At 50.0% G+C, this 19104-nt stretch carries 12 protein-coding genes; 7 read left to right on the forward strand and 5 right to left on the reverse strand.

Going from position 1 to position 19104, the window contains the following annotated elements; translation table 11 throughout:
- Nucleotides 1-139 precede the first annotated feature (139 nt).
- Nucleotides 140-1900, reverse strand: a complete 1761-nt coding sequence (locus DESTI_RS05035; protein ID WP_014808881.1) for a hypothetical protein — start codon at nt 1898-1900, stop codon at nt 140-142.
- Between the two features lie 387 nt (nt 1901-2287).
- Nucleotides 2288-2659, reverse strand: coding sequence for an HMA2 domain-containing protein (locus tag DESTI_RS05040; protein WP_014808882.1), 372 nt, complete (start codon nt 2657-2659; stop codon nt 2288-2290).
- 326 nt (nt 2660-2985) lie between these two features.
- Between DESTI_RS05040 and DESTI_RS05045 the strand changes: the two genes are divergently transcribed.
- The 3 genes from DESTI_RS05045 to metK all read left to right on the forward strand — a co-directional run bounded on the left by DESTI_RS05045 (nt 2986) and on the right by metK (nt 8112).
- Complete coding sequence (locus tag DESTI_RS05045) at nt 2986-3243, forward strand: DUF5132 domain-containing protein (RefSeq protein ID WP_014808883.1); 258 nt, start codon at nt 2986-2988, stop codon at nt 3241-3243.
- Between the two features lie 715 nt (nt 3244-3958).
- Nucleotides 3959-6946: a cation-translocating P-type ATPase gene (locus DESTI_RS05055; RefSeq protein WP_014808884.1), complete on the forward strand. Its 2988-nt coding sequence runs from the start codon at nt 3959-3961 to the stop codon at nt 6944-6946.
- A complete protein-coding gene (metK, locus tag DESTI_RS05060) occupies nt 6943-8112 on the forward strand; it encodes a methionine adenosyltransferase (protein WP_014808885.1) in 1170 nt (389 codons plus the stop codon). Before DESTI_RS05055 ends, metK begins: the two co-directional genes overlap by 4 nt.
- A gap of 698 nt (nt 8113-8810) precedes the next feature.
- On the opposite strand, the gene DESTI_RS05065 is transcribed toward metK, so the two are convergent.
- From DESTI_RS05065 to DESTI_RS05075, 3 genes are all read right to left on the reverse strand, one after another.
- A complete protein-coding gene (locus DESTI_RS05065) occupies nt 8811-13871 on the reverse strand; it encodes a tetratricopeptide repeat protein (RefSeq protein WP_014808886.1) in 5061 nt (1686 codons plus the stop codon).
- On the reverse strand, nt 13868-14686 hold the full coding sequence (gene lgt, locus DESTI_RS05070) for a prolipoprotein diacylglyceryl transferase (RefSeq protein WP_169316404.1): 819 nt from the start codon (nt 14684-14686) through the stop codon (nt 13868-13870). Before lgt ends, DESTI_RS05065 begins: the two co-directional genes overlap by 4 nt.
- A gap of 119 nt (nt 14687-14805) precedes the next feature.
- Nucleotides 14806-15627 carry an RNA methyltransferase gene (locus DESTI_RS05075; protein ID WP_014808888.1) on the reverse strand — a complete coding sequence of 274 codons (822 nt, stop codon included), beginning with the start codon at nt 15625-15627 and terminating at the stop codon, nt 14806-14808.
- Between the two features lie 688 nt (nt 15628-16315).
- Between DESTI_RS05075 and DESTI_RS05080 the strand changes: the two genes are divergently transcribed.
- The 4 genes from DESTI_RS05080 to DESTI_RS05095 all read left to right on the forward strand — a co-directional run bounded on the left by DESTI_RS05080 (nt 16316) and on the right by DESTI_RS05095 (nt 19094).
- A complete protein-coding gene (locus DESTI_RS05080; protein ID WP_014808889.1) occupies nt 16316-16555 on the forward strand; it encodes a type II toxin-antitoxin system HicB family antitoxin in 240 nt (79 codons plus the stop codon).
- 5 nt (nt 16556-16560) lie between these two features.
- Nucleotides 16561-16779, forward strand: a complete 219-nt coding sequence (locus DESTI_RS31705; RefSeq protein ID WP_353743187.1) for a type II toxin-antitoxin system HicA family toxin — start codon at nt 16561-16563, stop codon at nt 16777-16779.
- 222 nt (nt 16780-17001) lie between these two features.
- Entirely contained in the window at nt 17002-18003 is a 1002-nt protein-coding gene (locus DESTI_RS05090) for a methyltransferase (protein WP_014808891.1), read from the forward strand.
- 5 nt (nt 18004-18008) lie between these two features.
- Nucleotides 18009-19094, forward strand: coding sequence for a hypothetical protein (locus DESTI_RS05095; protein ID WP_041286788.1), 1086 nt, complete (start codon nt 18009-18011; stop codon nt 19092-19094).
- Nucleotides 19095-19104: the final 10 nt, after the last annotated feature.

The raw sequence follows: 19104 nt of genomic DNA on the forward strand, positions 1-19104 counted from the left end.
CTCAGACCACTTTGAGGAGCGAGACTAACATTGAAAATCATGATGCCGACGATGGATTGGGAGGACCACATCGCCGGCATCCGATCAGAAAGGCATCAAAATATCAGCACATTCTGAGATCAAAAAGTTCCCCACACCTTTAGAAAGTGACTAACAGGTTGGTCTCCACCGCGATCAGAGGATCGATGCAGCGACCAGGATTGAATGTTGCAATTGCTTCGCTTGTGTTGGTATTTGGCACCAAGCCTAACCGGTATATGTGCGCTGTATTCGGAAATGCGTTCTGCCACCAGTTGCCGGGCTGCCACCAGGCGAAAGTGGAATTCCAGGTGAGATTCTCCAGGAGCTTCCAGTTCATGCCAAGATCGACTTCCCACCCGATTTCCCTGGCACTGTCGGGAACGGGACGTCTTGTAGATGCACCAGTTTGAAAAGCCAAGAGATCGGCATTGGTGTATGGTCGCAATCCCTTCTGATAATCTCCACCGAAGGTGTACGCTGTGGGCTGATCACGCCACGCATACGCTCCTGTTGCTGAAATGTTCAAGTTCGAGGCAACTGCATAGTCCCATCGGGCACCCACATGATGGAAATTCGTGGGCTGGCCCCATCCGGCTGCATCCCACCCATCGCCGGTTCCATACATGTAGTACATCAAGTAGCCCCATTGCTTCATGTAGCAGGCTGAGGCACCCTGCTCGGAAGTCGCCGCGTCTTCACTCGTGAACCTGGTGCTAATGTCATCTCCGGTAGCCCTCACATAATTGAGGGTAACTTTCAGAGGACCTGCCAAAGCTCCAGTCTCGATTCCATAAAGCCAGCCGCTGTCATCCTCGTTTTGGTTTACCAGACCGCCCGGGGTTCCGGTTCCACGACCGGCACGCCACCTGTTGAACCAGTCTGCTTCAGCATTGAAGAAAAAACGGCCGTTAAAATATTTGACTGCCGAAGCTATCCTGTATCTCATGATATCGTCAGAAGGATTTGCCACGGTAAGAGCCGCACCCCTCACACTATTCGGACTGGGTGCGCTGGGCTGCCGATAAGAGTCAGAGACGAGCTGGAAGACCAAGGGACCGTTTGCATACTGGATCTCACCAAAGAAGGCAGTGAAATAGTTTCTTCTGTCTTCCTGCCTCTGAGGTGCTCCTGCTCCTTCATTTCGTGAACGTCCCGTGGCAGGCGTCCATCCCCACGCTGAGAGCTCTCTATTGAAATACGGGCTGAATCCGATTTTGAAAGGTCCGTAATGGGCCGTGACTCCAAAGGAAGCCGATGCACGATTGCATTTATGCTTCCACAAGCCCATGCCTATAGAGCTGTCTTTGTACCCGATGCTGAAGTCGACCATAGGCGTCTTGATCCCCAGTTTGAGCCACTGGAGGGTAACAAACGTGTTCGGCACATTCACGTTCACTGCCCTGTCCTGAATAGGAACATACAATGAGTTCACGTACCCCACATTGGGAAGTGAGTCGGGCGGATTTGTTCGGCCTGCCTCATAGGGCTGTCCGGCAGACCAAATACCAAGAGACGTAAGATTGACCGACGCACTGATGTCTATTGCCTTGTTGACCTTAATATGAGGATACAAAGTAGTCCTGTAATCCGTTAAGGACATGTCGGCGCCGAAACGGTTTTCACCCGCCAGCACACCGAAAAGACCACCGTCACTCCCACCTCTGTTGGTGGTGGCGTAGGTAGGGAAAGTCGAAAGATGGTTGATTCCGAGATTGACGAAATTGGCATCCATGGTGCCGAAGATGTCGTCATCTCCAGTTCTGCTCCAGTACCGATAGCGCCATTCGGATTCGCCCTTCATGGAGAACTCCCAGGCGAAGGCCGAACCGGCCGCGGCAAGGAATGCGAACAAACTCAGTAAAATGACTAACCGCTTCATGATTCCTCCTTAGAATAAAAGCAGCACACCAGAACCCATGATCTAACTATCGATCACGAGGGCATAAAAGAAATGTGACGTGTCGCATGGAATTTTGTGGATGATAATGACTTGGAATTGTGAAAATACGGTTAATGCGCGATTAAATTTCCGCTAACCGCGCACATTGTAACATGCGCAACGCGTTTATTTAAAAGGTTTGGATTGTGTTCAGGGTCGGTTTGTTCAACGAGAGGAAGGAAAGATTTTCGTAGAGGTTATTTTTGGTCAAAGTTCATCCGGGCAGTGCACTCAGAAAACTGGTGACAATATTCTGACGACCTTATCCAATGAATGCACTACAAAAAATGACGATTCAATGTGTTGTCTCTTGCTTTATCGAGAAAATTATATGAAGGCGGCGAGAAGAACCAATGGAGTGCCTTCAAAGGCTTTATCCAAGGCCAAACCCAGCAATGCTTTCGAAGCGGCATACCCTATATTGGAGACTGCTTCTTCCATATATTGCGGGCTCGATATTGCTCTCGTTAAATCAATGTATCCCTCTTGCGAAAGGAGAGTAAGGATACTGTGTGAACAAATGCTCTCAGGGCAAAACTGAATGAGAACGCTTCCAGTAAGCACATTGGCAGTAACTGAACCGATGCCGTGCAGACTTTCCAGAAGGCATTCCAATTCAGTGCATTTGAACTTGTTTCTCTTTAAACCCGGCATCTTGATTCGTAATCTCCCGGGCACTTCATGAACATAATAGCGCATTCTCAGACTCCTCTGACTTTTGTTAGCATATTACAGGTACACTAAAAATTGACTCCTCGATGTTAGAAAAGTACTAAGTCCAGGCTAGTTGTTGATTAATGGAGCCGTAAAAAAGACCTTTTTGAGAGAGTGACTTGGCTGCGGGTAATGAGGATGGTGTTTGACGTGTTGCTCACCAAACGTATACTTGTCGACGTAGCAGTAAAAGCGGTTATCTATGAAAGAAGATTATTTCTGTGACATCAGATTTAATGGAAAACTAATCAAGAATTAATGGAACAATAGTAAAATAATCATTTAACTTTATAAGAAGGGAGAAATGTATCATGGCATTGTGGAGGCCTCAAGGAGGTATATGGACTGGAGTGGCAATCGGGGTAGGGTTGCTGATCGCCCCTGTTGTAATTCCCATAGTTGCAACGGCTGCTCGCCCCGTTTTGAAGGCTGCTTTGAAGGGTGGGTTCATGGTTTTCGAAAAGGGTCGCGAAATGTTGGCTGATGCTATCGAAGTGGCAGAGGATGTGATTGAGGAAGCGAAGGCTGAGGTTCGTACGGAACTGGCAGAGACCAAAGAGCAAATGTGACCGAAAAGCAACGTATGTTGACGCACTTGTTTCCGGCGTTTGCCTGTGGCGCCTTTAGCCTCTCGACGTCAATTCATATATTCCTTTGTGAGCGTCGGAAAGTTCTGTCCCGAGCGCACGGAGTAGTAGGCGTGTGGAGTGTTCCGCATTTTTCACTTGTCCAGGGAATCTTTTTGCCCTGCTTCTCCATGTTCGATTCCAGCAGCCTCGATTCTTCAGGCTGCGTATAGCGACTTATACCTATTTGCTTTCAAAGTTGGAAGAAAATCCCTTCTACTCCCTTTTATAAAGGGGGGAATGGAGCATAGGCGTTAAAATAGGAACACGGCGTAAGATGTGATGACCAAAGCGAACCGCGTCTTTTTGAGAGTTGCTGAATGACTGTCATTGCGAGCGAAGCGAAGCAATCGCCTGAAATTAAGCGCCTGAGTGCCAGGCGATTGCCACGTCGCTACGCTCCTCGCAATGACAACGATTAAGTTAATTGCTAAATGGCGGATTCCTAGCTGTTCGCGGGCGTTTTCCGTCAACATGGGTCGGCAGAGACGCCGACCTCCACCAGGAAAGTTGAAGGTGGATGCTCTTATTTTAACGCTTATGGGGGAATGGGGGATTTTGAATGTAAATTGGTATTAGTCGCAGTGAATAACGTCCTGGTTTGCTTCCGATGTGCGGTCACGATATAAGCAAGCCGGATAGTAGATAGGCACCGAAAATGATTGCGGAAATCCATAATGCGGTAAAAGGCAGGCGTAGATACAAATTGACGGCTCTGTACAGGTGTGAAGCGCTCAAGAACTTCCTCGAAACAACACTCGTGCGAAACGGCAAAATCAAAGCGGTTTCTGCAAGCGTTCTCACCGGGAATGTCCTCATAGTTTATGATGAAAGCTATGATTCCCGAACAATTTTTCATTCACTCGAAAAAATCGTACAAGAATTTCTACTGGATCCGAATCGAGCGCTAATAGCACTTCAACCCGAAAACGATCGTTGCAAGAAAGCGTTCGCTGGGCCTGTAATGTCAGATTTGGCCGGTGAACCCTTGCAGCAGTGGCACGTCATGGAGCAGGAGCAGGTTCTATCATTCCTGGGGAGTTCACTGGAGTCGGGTCTTTCGAGAGAGTCTGTAGAGGCGAGTGCTCACAAATATGGAATAAATGCGGTGCCCGAAGCAGAAGTGCGATCCAAGTTGGAGATCTTTCTCGATCAATTCAAGTCTTTGCCGGTTGCTTTGCTTGGAGTTGCGGCAGGTATATCCGTCCTTACGGCAGGAGTAATAGATGCCGTAGTGATTGCGGCAGTAGTTGGAATCAATGGAATCGTGGGGTATTACACGGAAAGCCGTGCAGAGGAAACGATTAGGGCATTACGGCATTTTGTTCAACCGTCTGCAAAAGTGCTGCGTGAAGGGATTGTCACCGAATTATCGGCTGCAGAGGTGGTGGTTGGTGACATTCTGGTCCTCAAGCCGGGCACGTATGTGGTGGCAGACGCCCGCGTGGTTCATTCGAATAACTTGAGCCTTGACGAATCAATTCTTACGGGCGAGAGCATGCCCGTTATGAAGACTGCCGAAGCATTGCAGCAAAAGGATACTGCATTGGGCGACAGGATCAACATGATTTACGGTGGAACCCTTGTCACAGGAGGGCTGGGCCTGGCTGTAGTAGTTGCGGTAGGGCCCATGACCGAGATCGGAAGAATTCAGTCGCTGGTTGCTACTTCAGCGCCTCCCGAAACTCCTATCGAACGTCAATTGGAACAGATTGGTAATCAGCTCGTCTTGTTATCGGCTGTTGTCTGCGGTGTAGTCTTCTTGATGGGGTTGCTCAGGGGCAACAGCTTCATTCAGATGCTCAAGAGTTCGATCTCACTGGCAGTAGCAGCAGTACCGGAGGGATTACCTACGGTTGCCACGACTACATTGGCTCTCGGTGTCGGAAGCATGCGCCAACATCAAGTCCTGGTGCGCAATCTTGAAGCAGTGTGTACACTTGGTTCCGTTGAGACCCTTTGTTTTGATAAGACAGGCACCGTGACGGTTAATGAAATGTCGGTCGTCCGGGTGTACTCCGGAAGCCAACAGGTGTCAGTGAGCGACGGAACCCTCTTTGTAGGTGATAAACCTGTTGATGACAACATTCCCGAGGAAGTGCTCAAACTCGTTCACATATGCGCGTTGTGTAATGAAAGCGAAGTAATCAGAAAGAATGGGACATTTATAGTCAATGGTACGAGCACGGAAAACGCTCTCATTCATCTTGCCATAGCATGCGGAGTCGATGTTCAGGAATTGAGAGGCCGGCATCCGATTCTCAACACAAGGCATCGGGCGGAAGATCGTCAGTTTATGACCACATTGCACGAGAATCACGGCGAGCAGCATCTTCTGGCGCTCAAGGGAAGTCCTTTGGAAGTGTTGCATAAGTGCAAGTACATTTTCAAAGACGGATACATGTCGGAACTGACCGACGAAGACCAGGAGCTCATCGAGGCTGAAAACGACAGCATGGCAGGAGATGCACTTCGTGTGCTCGGAGCTGGCTTCACTTTGCAGGCTTCTGACGAAGGTTCTGATGAGGACCAGACGTTTACCTGGCTGGGGCTGGTGGGAATGGCCGATCCTGTTCGCCGTGGAGTGAAGGAGTGCGTGCAAGTATTCCACCAGGCTGGTTTGGAAACGGTTATGATAACAGGAGATCAGAGCCAGACTGCGTACGCTGTGGGAAGGCAACTGGGACTTGCCAACGGGAATCCGCTGGAGATTCTCGATTCCAGTCATCTGAACACGGCAGATCCCCAGGTGATTAACGCTCTTGTGAAAAAGGCGCACGTTTTTGCCCGTGTCAGTCCTTCAAACAAGCTTCAAATAGTTCAGGCTCTTCAGAATGCGGGCAAAATTGTGGCAATGACCGGCGATGGCATAAATGATGGACCGGCCCTGAAAGCCGCGGATGTCGGAATAGCCATGGGACGGGGAGGAACGGATGTTGCCCGCGAGGTGGCTGATGTCATTCTTGAGCAAGACGATCTCGAGACGCTCATTATTGCCATTCGTGATGGCCGAACGATTTATCTGAACATCAGAAAGTCTCTCCATTATTTGCTCGCTACCAATTTTAGCGAAATTCAGCTTATGTTTACGGCAACTGCGCTTGGACTTTCTCATCCGTTGAATGCCATGCAGTTGCTGTGGATCAATCTTATTTCCGATGTGTTTCCCGGGCTTGCCCTGGCAATGGATCCCTCCGAACCCGACATTATGGACCAGCCGCCTCGGGACCCTGACGAATCAATCGCAAAGATACAGGATTTCAAACGCATTACGGCCGAATCTGCAGTAATGACCGCGTCGTCTCTTGCTGCCTATGCATACGGTTTCATGCGTTATGGAGCCGGGATGCAAGCCGGAACATTGGCTTTCCAGAGCTTGACCGGCGCCCAAATCTTGCACGCCCTGAACTGTCGTTCGGAAACTCGGAGCATCTTCGATGACGAAAACCAACCGAACCGATATCTGAGTACCGCGGTTACTGTTTCTCTCGGGTTGCAGGCAGCAACTCAGCTTATTCCGGGACTGAGAAGTCTACTCGGACTTGCTCCTTTGACGTTAATAGACGGCCTCGTTGCCACGGCTGCTGCAACTGCTCCTCTGTTCATCAACAATGCTATGAAGAAAAGGCAGGTAGATCAGGCATGAAGAAAGATTTTATCCATACCTCGGAATCAGTAACAGAAGGGCATCCGGACAAATTATGCGATCAGATCAGTGACGCCATCGTAGACCGTTTTCTCGAGCGTGACCCCTGTGCTCGCGTCACGGCAGAATGCGCGGTCTCACTCTCAGTCGTTTTCATTTCTGCGCGGTTCGCTTCCCATGTCAAAGTGGATTTTCCTAATGTGGCCCGTAAAGTAATCAGGAAAATCGGGTATGTGGACCAGGAGTTCGATTATAAGACGTGCAGCATATTGACCAGTCTCAAAGATATGGCTCCTCGAGATCAGGCAAGAGATCCGGAAACCGATGGTTACCAGGTAAGCAATCAAGTGACGATTTTCGGTTTTGCGTGCGATCATACGCCTGCGCTCATGCCTCTGCCTATCTGGCTTGCTCACAAGCTTTCATCAAAGCTTTCCCGGGTGAGACAACACGGAGTGTTGCCATATCTGGCGCCGGATGGAACAACACAGGTAGCAGTGGAATTCAAGGATACTCGACCTCACAGGATTCACACCATTGCAGTGAACGCAAGTCAAATAGATAGGAATATACCCAATCAGAAGCGGTTGTATGACGACATAATAGAGAACGTTATCGAAGGCGTTTTCGAGGATGAACCCGTTACACCCGATGCAAACACCAGAATATTTGTGAATCCCGGTGGACCTCTCATCCTGGGTGGACCTTCCGTGCATTCCGGTCTCACAGGCAGAAAGAATGCCATCGACACTTACGGGGGATTCTCCAGGAATAGCGGCTCCGCTTTAAGCGGAAAAGATCCGCTGAGAATCGACCGTGTGGGAGCTTACGCTGCACGATATGCCGCAAAGAATGTTGTTGCGGCCGGACTCGCGAAACGATGCGAGATTCAACTCAGTTATACGATCGGTTTGTCGGAACCGGCGAGTGTCCAGGTGGAAACCATGGGAACAGGCACTATCCCGGATGAGGAAATTGTGGAGCGAGTAAGGAAGGCGTTTCCCTTCACCTTGGAAGGTATTATTCGTGAATTCGACCTGATGAAACTCCCTGCTTCATCCAAAGGCGGCTTTTACCGGAAGTTGGCAGCGTACGGTCATTTTGGAAGACCAGATCTGGACTTGCCCTGGGAGCGTACTGACAAGGTCGATGTGCTTCGTGCATAGAATTGATATGGAGGGAAAGACCTTGTTATGCGATTGCCAAAAATTCTTACGTTTATTCTAAGCTCGAGTACAAGATTAGGGACAGCCGTCCCGAAACTGTCTCAAAATTCAAAATTTATCCCAGATCGTAGCACGAAGTTCTCATGGTCCTGCTGGCCTGATTGTAGGGGCGGGCCTCGTGTCCGCCCAAATAGGGGAAGGCACTAGGCCTACCCCTACGAAGATGGGGAATCGTGGCACGATTTCTTGTCCATTTGTAAATTTTGAGACACTTTCTCTCTGTCGCTCCATCCTGTCGATATCATTGATTATATTGAAGACGTGCCGGCACGGAGGCACGGCACCTACCAATATCCATATCTTCAATCGGACATTAATCTTGGCATTCGTATAGATAAAATTCGTTGGAAGAGATCGGGGAAAGCCTCCTACTGGAAGGGGGTTCCCCGGTTTCTCTTCAATGACAAATCGTTAATAGATGAATGCACAAACAAAGGTGCTCACGCCTCATTCTTCCGGTAGAGGTCAGCGTTCCTGCCGACCCCATGTACAACGGAATACGTGCTCGAACAGCAATGGCACCCAAGATCCAGAAACGATGAAATCGTGGGGTGTCACTGACCTGGGAACCAGGTCAGTGCGGAAAAGAAATTTTAGTCCTGTATTACGTAAAAGATTTTCTGGACACTTCCCCGATATCACATATTAAGCAGTTTTCGCCAGGTCGATGTGCCGCGAGCCTTCACTTGAATCGGGTCCTGTTGGTCTGAGGGACGGAATTTCACTGTCCAATTTCCCATAAGAATGAATGGAGCCCAGTAGTAGGGATGGCTTGTCGACTGACTTCCCAGCAGCGTAAGCTTGGCCTGTCTCAGCGCTTCGGCTTTTGATCCTTCCTTCAGATTTCGGTATGTTTCAATGAAGAGCCGCGCGGTGCTCTCATCATTGACCTGCCACATGCTCAAGACCACCGAGTCTGCACCTGCGAAGAGAAAGGCTCTCGACAGTCCGAGAATTCCGCTGTTCTCACTTGGGCCTATTTTCCCCGGCGAAAGACACGAGGACAGGACCACCATGTCTGCATTAAGTTTCAACCCGAAAACTTCCCCAAGTTGCAGGAAGCCGTCATTTTCACGATCCCCGAAAAGAGAGAAGATGATTGCCGGTTGCTGCTGAGAGTTTGCTGTTGTACCGACAAGCACTCCATGAGTCGCAAGATGAATATACGCATACCGGCCCAGATCAACTCTTTTGAATAAGGTTTCCGTCGCCTGAGCCCCAAGATACGTTTGGATCGGACCGCCCATGATGCGGGAAATCTCCGAAATTTCCTTTCTCGCTCCGGGCAGGGGCCGAAGATCCTGTATCCGAGAATCCTTCATATTGCGATTGAGACTGTTCAGGAGTCGATCGGCGCCAGGATTCGGTTCTTGCTTCTTCTCCTGATCCTGGTACACCGCGTCCCCGAAGGCTGCAAGAGTCCATCCGGGCTTCCGGTCGGCAGTCCTGCTTCGCACCTGAGAGAGTACTGAAATAGACGGTGAGTAACAGAAGGCGTACTTTTCCACGAGATACGACGGTTTATCCGTTGCCGACCAAAAACGCTTCTTTGCATGCGCCTGAGAATTGATGAGTATTTCAAACGGCAAGAATGCCAGCGGTCCGTGAGGCACGATCACTACCGTCTTTTTTGCCAGCAGGAAGTACTCTATCGGCTTAACGATCTGAGAATAGAGTTTGTACGCAACGGACGGGTCCCAACTTGCCTGAGTATCCGCTCTGTAGAGAGGTCGAGTTAAAACATCCACATCTCTTTCCAGGTCTTTTATGGGGTAGTCGATGGAGTAAGAGTGGAACCGGTGTTTATCTATTGCGAAAACGTACGTCCTGCTCCTGGTTACCATGAATTCGAGAATAGCTTCGTCCTGATCGATGATTTCTTTCTGAATCTGGTGGAGAGACACGGGGCGCGGATACCTCAGATCGGCATAGGACGGATACTCTCTCATGAGGCGCTCTTTAAGTTCCCTGAATAGTCTTTCTTTTGCTCGTCGTTCTTCAAGCAGCTTTTTTATCTGAGGCTGGTTCGGGTTGCTCTTCGAGAGTTCTTCAACGAGCCGGGTGTTCAGTTTTCTCAAGGTTAGCTTGAGACTCTTTTCTTTGATAAGGAGTTCCCTGGGAAGATCCGAAAAGCTATCCACATTGATCCTGGAGAGAGTATTCTCGAATTCGGCCGCTTTGAGTTTTTCCACTATCCGAAGCGCTTGGCTGTCGTATGCTCCTTGGGGATCTTTCTTGGCCAGATTCATCATCACGCGGAGTGTCGTCTCGAAGAGACCCGTCCTGCCCCCAAAAATAAAGTTATCTTCATCCGACTCTTCGATGATGTCAGCCTCCATTGCTTCAAGAATCGTAATAGCCTTGCGGTACGATTCCATTGCTTCGCCGAGGCTCTTTTTCCCTTCCAGGGTCCGGCCCATGACAAAGTAAGCTTTCCAAAGCATCCCCCGGTCTTCCGAGCACTGAGAAATCTCAAAAGCTTTTTTGAGGTGCGTTAATGCAGAATCGTAGTCGCCGAGAATCGAGCTTACAAGAGCCATCTGGAGGAGGTTTTCGTTGACTCCCCGGCGATCGCCCATCCTGTTGCGAATATCCATTGCCTCTTGATAATGTTCCAATGCAACCCGCGGGCGGCCGAGCATCTGATCGAGCGTTCCTATTCTGGTGAGTATGCGGGCCTCGGCACGCTCGTCTTGTGTCTCGCGGGCAAGCGTGAGCGCTCGTTGCTGGTATTTGACAGCAGTTTCAGGGTCCCCGAGCTTGCTCAGGAGATCTCCCAATCGAATAAGCTCGCTTTTCTGTAATGTATTGTTGTGGAGTTCACCATGGATCCGCAGAGCATCTTCAAGAAAATTCCGTGCCTTGGTGTAATCCTCCATATTGTAATAAATATTGCCGATTCGATCGTAGATCTTTCCCAGAATGGGATCGCTCGCTTCAGCCTGAGATGCAGACATGGCTTTTTGGTAGTGCTCGAGAGCCTGTTCCAGGTCTCTGAAGCCCTCATAGATTTCTCCAAGATGGAATTCCAGATCTCTTGATTGAGAAGGAGGAAGCCCCATTTCCGAGCACAGCTTAATTGCTTCGTGAAGGTTGGTAAGCGCATTCTCGTAGTCTTCGGTTTTCGACTGAATAATCCCTATGCTCCCGAGAGCCCAGAGTTCACCGGACTTGTCGCCCATCTTTCTCATGGAATCAAGAGCATCGCGCAAATAAGAAAGCGCCTTCGAATAATCTCCGGAATCTTCTAGAATGGAAGCCATCTTCAAATGGATGGACGAAACAGCTCGTGAGTCGTTCATCTGCTTCGCAATTTCCAGTGCCTGATTCAGCAGAGTGAGGGCCTGTTGAGGATTGCGTTTGGCTCGATGCAGCATGGCCAATTCTGAGAGGATGGCTACGTCTCCCTGCGGATTCCGAATCTTTTTGTTGAATTTTTCGGCTTCGTCCAGGCTTTGCAAAGCGCTTTGCAGATCGCCTCGCGCAAGGTAGATCCTTCCCATCCCGGCGAGATCGGCTGCCGAACCCCTGTGATCGTAGGTTTCTCTATGGATCTTCAACGCTTCGGAAAATTTTTCCAGTGCCTGCGTCTGAGCCCCTTTCGATGCATCTATCATGCCCAGGCCGGTCAGAACGTCTGCTTCACCCTTTTTGTCCAAGATCTGTCGATACACTGACAACGCTTGCTGCAACTTTTGGGTCGCGTCGGAAACATTATTCCTGTGACGGAGAAGATTTCCGATATTGGCCAGATTCGCAGCATAGCCCCGGCGGTCTCCGATTCCACGCCTCAGTTCGAGCGCTTTGGAGAAATACTCCATTGCCTTCTCGGGATTCCCGATGTTCTTGAAATGAACACCAAGAGCGGTCAAATCTCTGCCTTCACCAAAACGGTCCCACATGGCTTCGTGCTCGGTGAGGGCCCGTTGCAGGTGAGCGAGAGTCTTTTCTCGATCTCCCTGGAGCTCGTACGATACGCCGATAAGACTGTCACAATCCGCGACTCCTCGGCGATCGTTTAGCTCGACAAATTCTTTCCGCGCCTCGGAAGCATCCTGGAAAGCACGTTCACCTGATTCCCGGGAAAGTCTGAAACGAGCGAGGGCCAAACGCAATGCTGCCCTGGATCGTCGGCTTATGTCTTTCTTGGCCTCTTCGAGCGCTTCTTTGAGCACCTTGGAAGCGGATTCCACCTCCCCGAGACCGATGTGAATGTCAGCAAGGAGAACGCGAACCTGCACTGCCTGATTCTTATCCTGAATCCTTTTTGCCAGATTGAGAGCTTCGAGGGCATATTCTTGAGCCTTCTGCACGAACCCTTGACGGAAATACACGTCTCCGATGACGAGCAGAGCACCGGCTTCTCCTCCTGCTGAAGAAACGGCACGAAATTGCTCGAGTGACATGCCGGCCAACTCAAGAGCCGATTTGAGCCTGGAACGTTCCAGCTCCAATTGTGCCAGGAGCAGTCTTGAACGAGCTGCCATTATCTTGTCGCCTGCACGTTCATACTGGTTCAATGCCGCGGTAAAGCTGTTCGCTGCCTGAATAATCTTGCCTTCACCGGACTCCGTCATGCCTCTCACGAGCAGAGGAAGAGCAGACGTCGGACCTTCGGTCCCGCAACCGGGAAGCGACTGACCTTCGCGAATCGATGCGTTGGCGGCTGCGACATCTCCAAGTGCATGATCCAGATACGCTATTCGGAACAGGGTTTCCCCAAGCTCCTTTGGACGATTGAGGTCACGGTACGTTTTCTCCGCTCTCTTGAAATGAACCCGTGCAGATTTGTAATCGCCCCGGGACACCTGAATTTCACCTATACTGGATAGAATCCGGGCAGCTTCGAGTTCGTTTCCGGCTTTAGAATGGATGGAAGCGATGCGACTATATGCAGCTATTGCTTCGGGGTATTTATATAATCTCAGGTTACAATTTGCGGTCTCTTCCAGAATTGACGGAATTTCCTTAGCCTCTGAAGCAGGCAGAATTTTCAGTGCTTCTTCATAAGCCTTGAGCGCCTGAACGTAGTTTTCCTGAGCGCTTAAGATGCGACCTGCCATTACGTAATCGAGGCTTCTTGCATGGGCATTTTTGAGTGACTGATTGGTTTGAACAGATCTTCCAATATAAACGAGCGCTTCGGAGTAGTCTCCAAGACTGTAAAGCATGCGGGCTGCTCCTCCCAGTGATTGGGCGAGCATTTTCTCATCCTTTTTCTCAGAAGCTATCCTGATGACATCTCGATATTTCTCCAGCGCAGACGAGTATTCACCCTTACCGGCCAGATCCGAAGCAGCTCTGAGCAGCGTTGAACCTTCGTCATGAGTGGAGACGGTTTTATCCGCGGAACCAGGCTGCTTTCCTTTTCCTTTTTCTTCTTCCACAGGAGCAGCCCCAGTGACCGGCGATTCCGGGGTGGAAGCTTCTCCATCCTTGCCGTTCGATTGTGCAGCAGGGGCTTTCGCGGGAGGCGCGGGATCGGGGACGGGTGCTGTTTCTTCAGGCTGTGGCTGAGGCTTTTCCCCTGATGGTTCCCCGGTATCTGGAGGCGGAGTGCCTGCCATGAGTGCCTCAATAGAGGAAAACTTCACAGGATGATCTTCATGCGCAAAACAAAGGCTCGGTTGAAAGTGCCCGAGCACAATCGCTGCTGAACATGCAGCAAAACTAAAAAGCACTACGCCCTTTTTTGTCATGGTTTGACTCTCGATGTTCGATCGGATCGTTTTTCGGTCGGAACTCCGTAATACCGAAGATATGTAAAGAGCGCAGCTCCTGCGATCATCATACCGATGCACAAAAGCTGGCCCATAGTGAGTCCGAAAAAGAGATATCCCAACTGAGGGTCGGGTTCTCTGAGGAACTCGATTGAGAAACGAGCAAGCCCATAACCCACGAGAAACGCTGCAAGCACCTGTCCGTGCACTGCTGTCCTGACTCGTAGTATCCACAAAATGAGAAAAAGAACAGGGCCCTCAAAAAATGCCTCGTAAAGCTGGGATGGATGACGAGGCAGATTTCCGCCATCCGGAAATACTATGCCCCAGGGTAAGTCGGTTACCCGTCCGAACAATTCGCAATTGATGAAATTACCTATTCTTCCCAGCATCAACCCTATGGGAGAAGCCAGAGCGCCAATATCCGCAAGGCTCCAGAAATTCGCATTACGGGTGCGAGAGAAGACCACTCCCGCGAGGATCATCCCGAGCAAGCCCCCATGAAAACTCATTCCGCCGTGCCACACGTAAAGAATTTCCCAGGGTGCAGCAATGTATGCAGGAAGATTGTAGAACAATACATACCCGATTCTTCCGCCCAGCAGGAGACCGACAACGAGGTAGAAAAGGAGATCGTCTGCATTTTCAGCGGGAATGGGTCCTTGCTTACGCCGTAGCTCGGATTTGATAACGTAATATCCAGCTATAAACCCAAGGAGATACATCACGCCGTACCATCGGATCTCCAGGGGTCCTAAACGGACGAGAACCGGATCGATGAACGGGCAGGTCAATGCAGCCATAGATAATCCTTCTGAGACGTCAGCGAGTGAACTGATTTTCGACGGAGAAGAAGGCACGTACTCTGGCGACTAAATTAGTTTCATGAACCGGAAGATCATTGACGGTCATATCAATCCTTCTCACCGGATTCCGGGGTACGTACCTTTTTCTCCTTGTGTATGCGTATGGCATTTCCCATTTTCCGGAAAATGCCTCGCATGATTTTGACATCCCTGTCGTCCATGCTGGCGCTATTGAGTATCCGGCGAATGTCTCGCATCATGATGAGGGGATTGACCCCTTTGATGAAGCCTGCCGAAATCAATACCTGCTCGATGTGCTGGTACATTGCCTCTCGTGTTTCGACGGCAGCGGGACGAAACGTTTTTGCCTGGAATCCTACAGGACGTGAAGCGACGCTGAAAATCTCATAAGCTGTCACTGCAACTGCCTGAGCCACATTCATGGACGCAAATTCCGCATCAGTGGGAATGATCATATGATGCGTGCAAAGCTTCAGTTCCTCGTTGGTCAGGCCTCTCGATTCCCGGCCGAACACGATTGCGACGGGCCCGGTTGCAGCCTTTTCCATCAATTCCGGGACGATTGTCTCCGGAGTTCGTGCGGTAATCCGTTTTCCGCCGAGTCGCGCAGATGTGCCCACTGCCATGACCATGTGTTCCAGCGCTTCAGCAGGCTCACTGAAAAAAGCGGCCTGCTCGATCACGTCATAAGCGCCTGAAGCCATTGCAAATGCATCGGTTTCCGGACCGCACGAGGTTGAAGAAACCAGCCTAAGTTTCTTCAGACCCATATTCTTCATGACACGCGCGACTGCACCTATGTTCCCGGCATGAGTGATGCCGATCATCACGATATGGACATTTTCAAGTATCTCTGCCCAATCCGGATGAACTCTGAAGCCTCTCTGGATTTTCCTCGTCGGCCTCATTTGGACGCAATAACCCACAGGTGCAGCGGCATTCGTCCGTGTTTCTTCACGAACACGGACCACCGGTTTTCAGGACAGCCTCCGGAGAAGGTTGTCATCCGGCGCATCAGAAGATATTATCGCATGGGTTGATTGTCAAGGAATATCAAAGTAAAATGAGGATTTCCTAAACATAGAACAGAAAGGTACGTTGTAACTCTCAACGACGTGTCTGTAATTTTATTCAAGATATTTGTCGCCTCATCCTGAGGCAATGGCGGTTCCGATGGCAGCGCCTATGAGCACTGCGACAATCGGATTGCACCAGATGGCTCACCCGCTCCCCGAGTATGTGCTGAACAGGTTTATTATCAGTCCTACTGCAGCGCCGATGCCGGCTCCGATAAGAAATTTCATGAAGTGCCTCTTCAGACAGTGCGTTTGATTTCTAAAATAAAAGAGATAGCGCATTTGTCAAGCGGCAGACATAGATTCGGCGGAGAGAGCAGTCGTGAATTTCGCGCTAAATCGTCAGACTGAGGGCACAAAGTTTTGACTTGAGTGTGACATGGGCTATATTGGTGTCTAGGCAGGGATCCAGACTTTGCCATATGGAGGAACGGTAACTCTTGGAAAGGATGTAATATAGGCTATAGTCATCTGGAATGTCGTTTTCATAATAGTCTGAGAAGAGGTAAACAGAACAGAGATGAAATATCTTTCTTTTGAAATCGTCATAGAGAAAGAACCCGAAGATGAGGGATACTTCGCCTATAGTCCTACTCTGCCGGGATGTTTCAGTAATGGCAAGAGCATCGAGGAGACTAAACGAAATATTCGAGAAGCAATTAAGCAGCACATTGAATCATTACGAGCGCATGGAGAAAATATTCCCCAAAACAACCGGATCGTGCATGTCGAAGAGCTGACGTTTGGGATACCAGAATGAGCCGGATGCCACAGGTTTCTGCTCAAGAACTCTTGAGATTTCTCAAAGCACACGGATTTGCAGAGGATCGTCAAACAGGAAGCCATCTCATCGTAAAAAATGAACAGAAAGGTATCACGTTGACAATCCCAGTACACACTGGCTGTGACATAGGGCGAGGTTTGGCACTTCGTATTCTTAAAGATGCCGGCTTTACTCCGGACGACTTCACGGCTTGGAAATAATCTGACAGAGTCTTTATTCAGCTTTTGACCATTGATATGGAGCAATAGATTTCCTGTCTCGTTTGTCTCCTGGTTTCGACTTCTTAGATTTGCTGATATTGGAAGCAAATTAGCTCTTTTTCCTGCCATGATTTCACTACTTTCTGAGAAATGCTGATCAAGGCTTTTCCTTAACCTATTTCCATACTAAATTGTATGTGAGATTTCCGGGGAGGTACAACCATGTCCGAGAAATGGGATAAAGAGAGCATTCTATCGCTGAGCGGAGCTTTTCAAACCTGCAGGATTCTCCTCACTGCAGCAGAGCTGGATCTGTTTACCATTCTGTCCGACGGTCCCAAGAGCGTCGAAGATATAGCACGAGACAAATCATGGGACGAGAGAGGGCTCCGGATCGTCATGGATGCGCTTGCCGCAACCGGGTTTCTGCAAAAGTCTGCTGAAGGAAGCTACAGTGCAGATGAGACGATGCTCAAGCTCATGGCCAAGAACGGATCGCAATCGATCCTTCCTCTGGTGCTGCACAGAAATCGTATGTGGGAAAGCTGGTCAAAACTCACTGAAATCGTAAAGACCGGCTCAAATCCCAATCCGTTAGGGATGGCTTCCCGGACCTCTGAAGAAGTGCAGGATTTCATTGATGCAATGCATGTCGTAGGCTCCGTCATGGCCAACAGGATCGTCGAATCTTTGGACCTGGCTCCCTTTAAACGTATGCTCGACGTGGGAGGAGCATCCGGAACATACATAATGGCGTTTCTCAGGAAAGCTCCCCATATGAAAGCTACACTCTTCGACTTTCCCCGGGTCGTTGAAATGGGCCGAAACAGGTTGACACAACACGGCTTCATAGATCGGGTGGAAATCGTGGCTGGAGATTACACAAAAGATGAACTGCCCAGCGGACACGATCTGGTGCTCTTGTCTGCCATAATTCACAGCAACAGTCGTGACGTGAACCGCATGTTGTACGGGAAAATTTTCAGAAGCCTCGATCCCGGCGGAACCGTGCTGATCCGTGATTACGTCCTGGATGAAAGTCGTACGAACCCTCCGGACGGAGCCATATTCGCAGTGAACATGTTGTGCGCCACATCAGCGGGGGATTCTTACACTCTTAAAGAAATTCGTGAAGATCTGGAGACCTCCGGGTTTGTCAGCGTGAATCTGATTCGCAACGGAGCCAACATGGACCAACTGATCAGCGCGGAAAAGCCCCGGTGAAACGTATGTCGCGTATCGCCGGGAATGCCTCTTCTGGAATGAAAGGCAAAAGACCAGGGAAGAAATGGCTGATTGTTCCAAGCATCCTGATTCTGGCAGGAACTGCAAGTCTTGCATGGTCTTTGTATGTTCCCGGGAGCGCTCTTTCTGGTGAAAAACTCTATTCAAAGCTGATCGTCCCGCTCCTCAAACTGCTTGTGTTGTTATCAGTGGGATTACTGGCCGGTCAGGCACTTGAAAGCCTCGGATGGACCCGTAAACTCGCTCGGCTTGTGCGTCCGTTGACTCGATGGGGCCATCTCAATGATGAAAGCGGTGCAGCATTCGTCTCCAGCTTCGTATCCGGAGTGGTGGCAAATTCCATGCTCGTGGATTTTTATCAGGCCAAGAGAATATCCCGGAAAGAACTCGTACTTACGTATCTCGTGAATAACGGCCTGCCGGTTTACCTTGTTCATTTACCCACAACCTTCTTCGTTGTGGCATCCCTTGCGGGTACTGCAGGGCTCTTGTATCTTGCTCTTACCTTTATTGCCGCATGTCTCAGGAGCATTGGTGTGCTTGCATACACTAGATGGACTCTGCCGGCCCCTTCTCCCGCCTGGAGCGCTCTGGTGGATCACCTGGATGCAAACAACACCTCGGTCATGAGAAAAATCTGGGAAAAATTTCGGGGCCGATTCGTTCGATTGGTACTGTACACAATCCCGATTTACATCCTGGTCTTTCTCGCCGGAGAACGGGGAGTGTTCCAATGGTTGAGGAGCGGAGCCGTCGGTTTCGTTTCCTCCGACGTTTTTCCGATCGAAGCTGCGGGAGTGGTTATCTTTGCGCTTGCAGCCGAGTTCACTTCGGGAATGGCTGCAGCCGGTGCGTTACAGAACACGGGATCGCTTGATGTAAAACAAACCGTCCTGGCGCTCGTTCTCGGAACCATTATTGCGACTCCCTTGCGTGCGGTGCGCCATCAGTTACCTACCTATGCCGGATTGTTTTCCCTCGGGCTGGGGAGTCAACTCCTGTTCATGAGCCAGGCACTCCGCATCCTGAGCCTCGCCGCGGTCGTACTGCCCTATGCAATCTGGGGATGAGGAATATGCA

The organism is Desulfomonile tiedjei DSM 6799 (genome assembly GCF_000266945.1).
In the GTDB taxonomy this organism is placed as follows: Bacteria; Desulfobacterota; Desulfomonilia; order Desulfomonilales; family Desulfomonilaceae; genus Desulfomonile; species Desulfomonile tiedjei.

What these genes read in the sequence shown, in the direction of transcription:
- DESTI_RS05035 (WP_014808881.1), bottom strand. Translation starts at nt 1,900, where the DNA reads ATGAAGCGGTTAGTCATTTTACTGAGTTTGTTCGCATTCCTTGCCGCG.
- DESTI_RS05040 (WP_014808882.1), bottom strand. Translation starts at nt 2,659, where the DNA reads ATGCGCTATTATGTTCATGAAGTGCCCGGGAGATTACGAATCAAGATG.
- DESTI_RS05045 (WP_014808883.1), top strand. Translation starts at nt 2,986, where the DNA reads ATGGCATTGTGGAGGCCTCAAGGAGGTATATGGACTGGAGTGGCAATC.
- DESTI_RS05055 (WP_014808884.1), top strand. Translation starts at nt 3,959, where the DNA reads ATGATTGCGGAAATCCATAATGCGGTAAAAGGCAGGCGTAGATACAAA.
- metK (WP_014808885.1), top strand. Translation starts at nt 6,943, where the DNA reads ATGAAGAAAGATTTTATCCATACCTCGGAATCAGTAACAGAAGGGCAT.
- DESTI_RS05065 (WP_014808886.1), bottom strand. Translation starts at nt 13,871, where the DNA reads ATGACAAAAAAGGGCGTAGTGCTTTTTAGTTTTGCTGCATGTTCAGCA.
- DESTI_RS05075 (WP_014808888.1), bottom strand. Translation starts at nt 15,627, where the DNA reads ATGAGGCCGACGAGGAAAATCCAGAGAGGCTTCAGAGTTCATCCGGAT.
- DESTI_RS05080 (WP_014808889.1), top strand. Translation starts at nt 16,316, where the DNA reads ATGAAATATCTTTCTTTTGAAATCGTCATAGAGAAAGAACCCGAAGAT.
- DESTI_RS31705 (WP_353743187.1), top strand. Translation starts at nt 16,561, where the DNA reads ATGCCACAGGTTTCTGCTCAAGAACTCTTGAGATTTCTCAAAGCACAC.
- DESTI_RS05090 (WP_014808891.1), top strand. Translation starts at nt 17,002, where the DNA reads ATGTCCGAGAAATGGGATAAAGAGAGCATTCTATCGCTGAGCGGAGCT.
- DESTI_RS05095 (WP_041286788.1), top strand. Translation starts at nt 18,009, where the DNA reads ATGTCGCGTATCGCCGGGAATGCCTCTTCTGGAATGAAAGGCAAAAGA.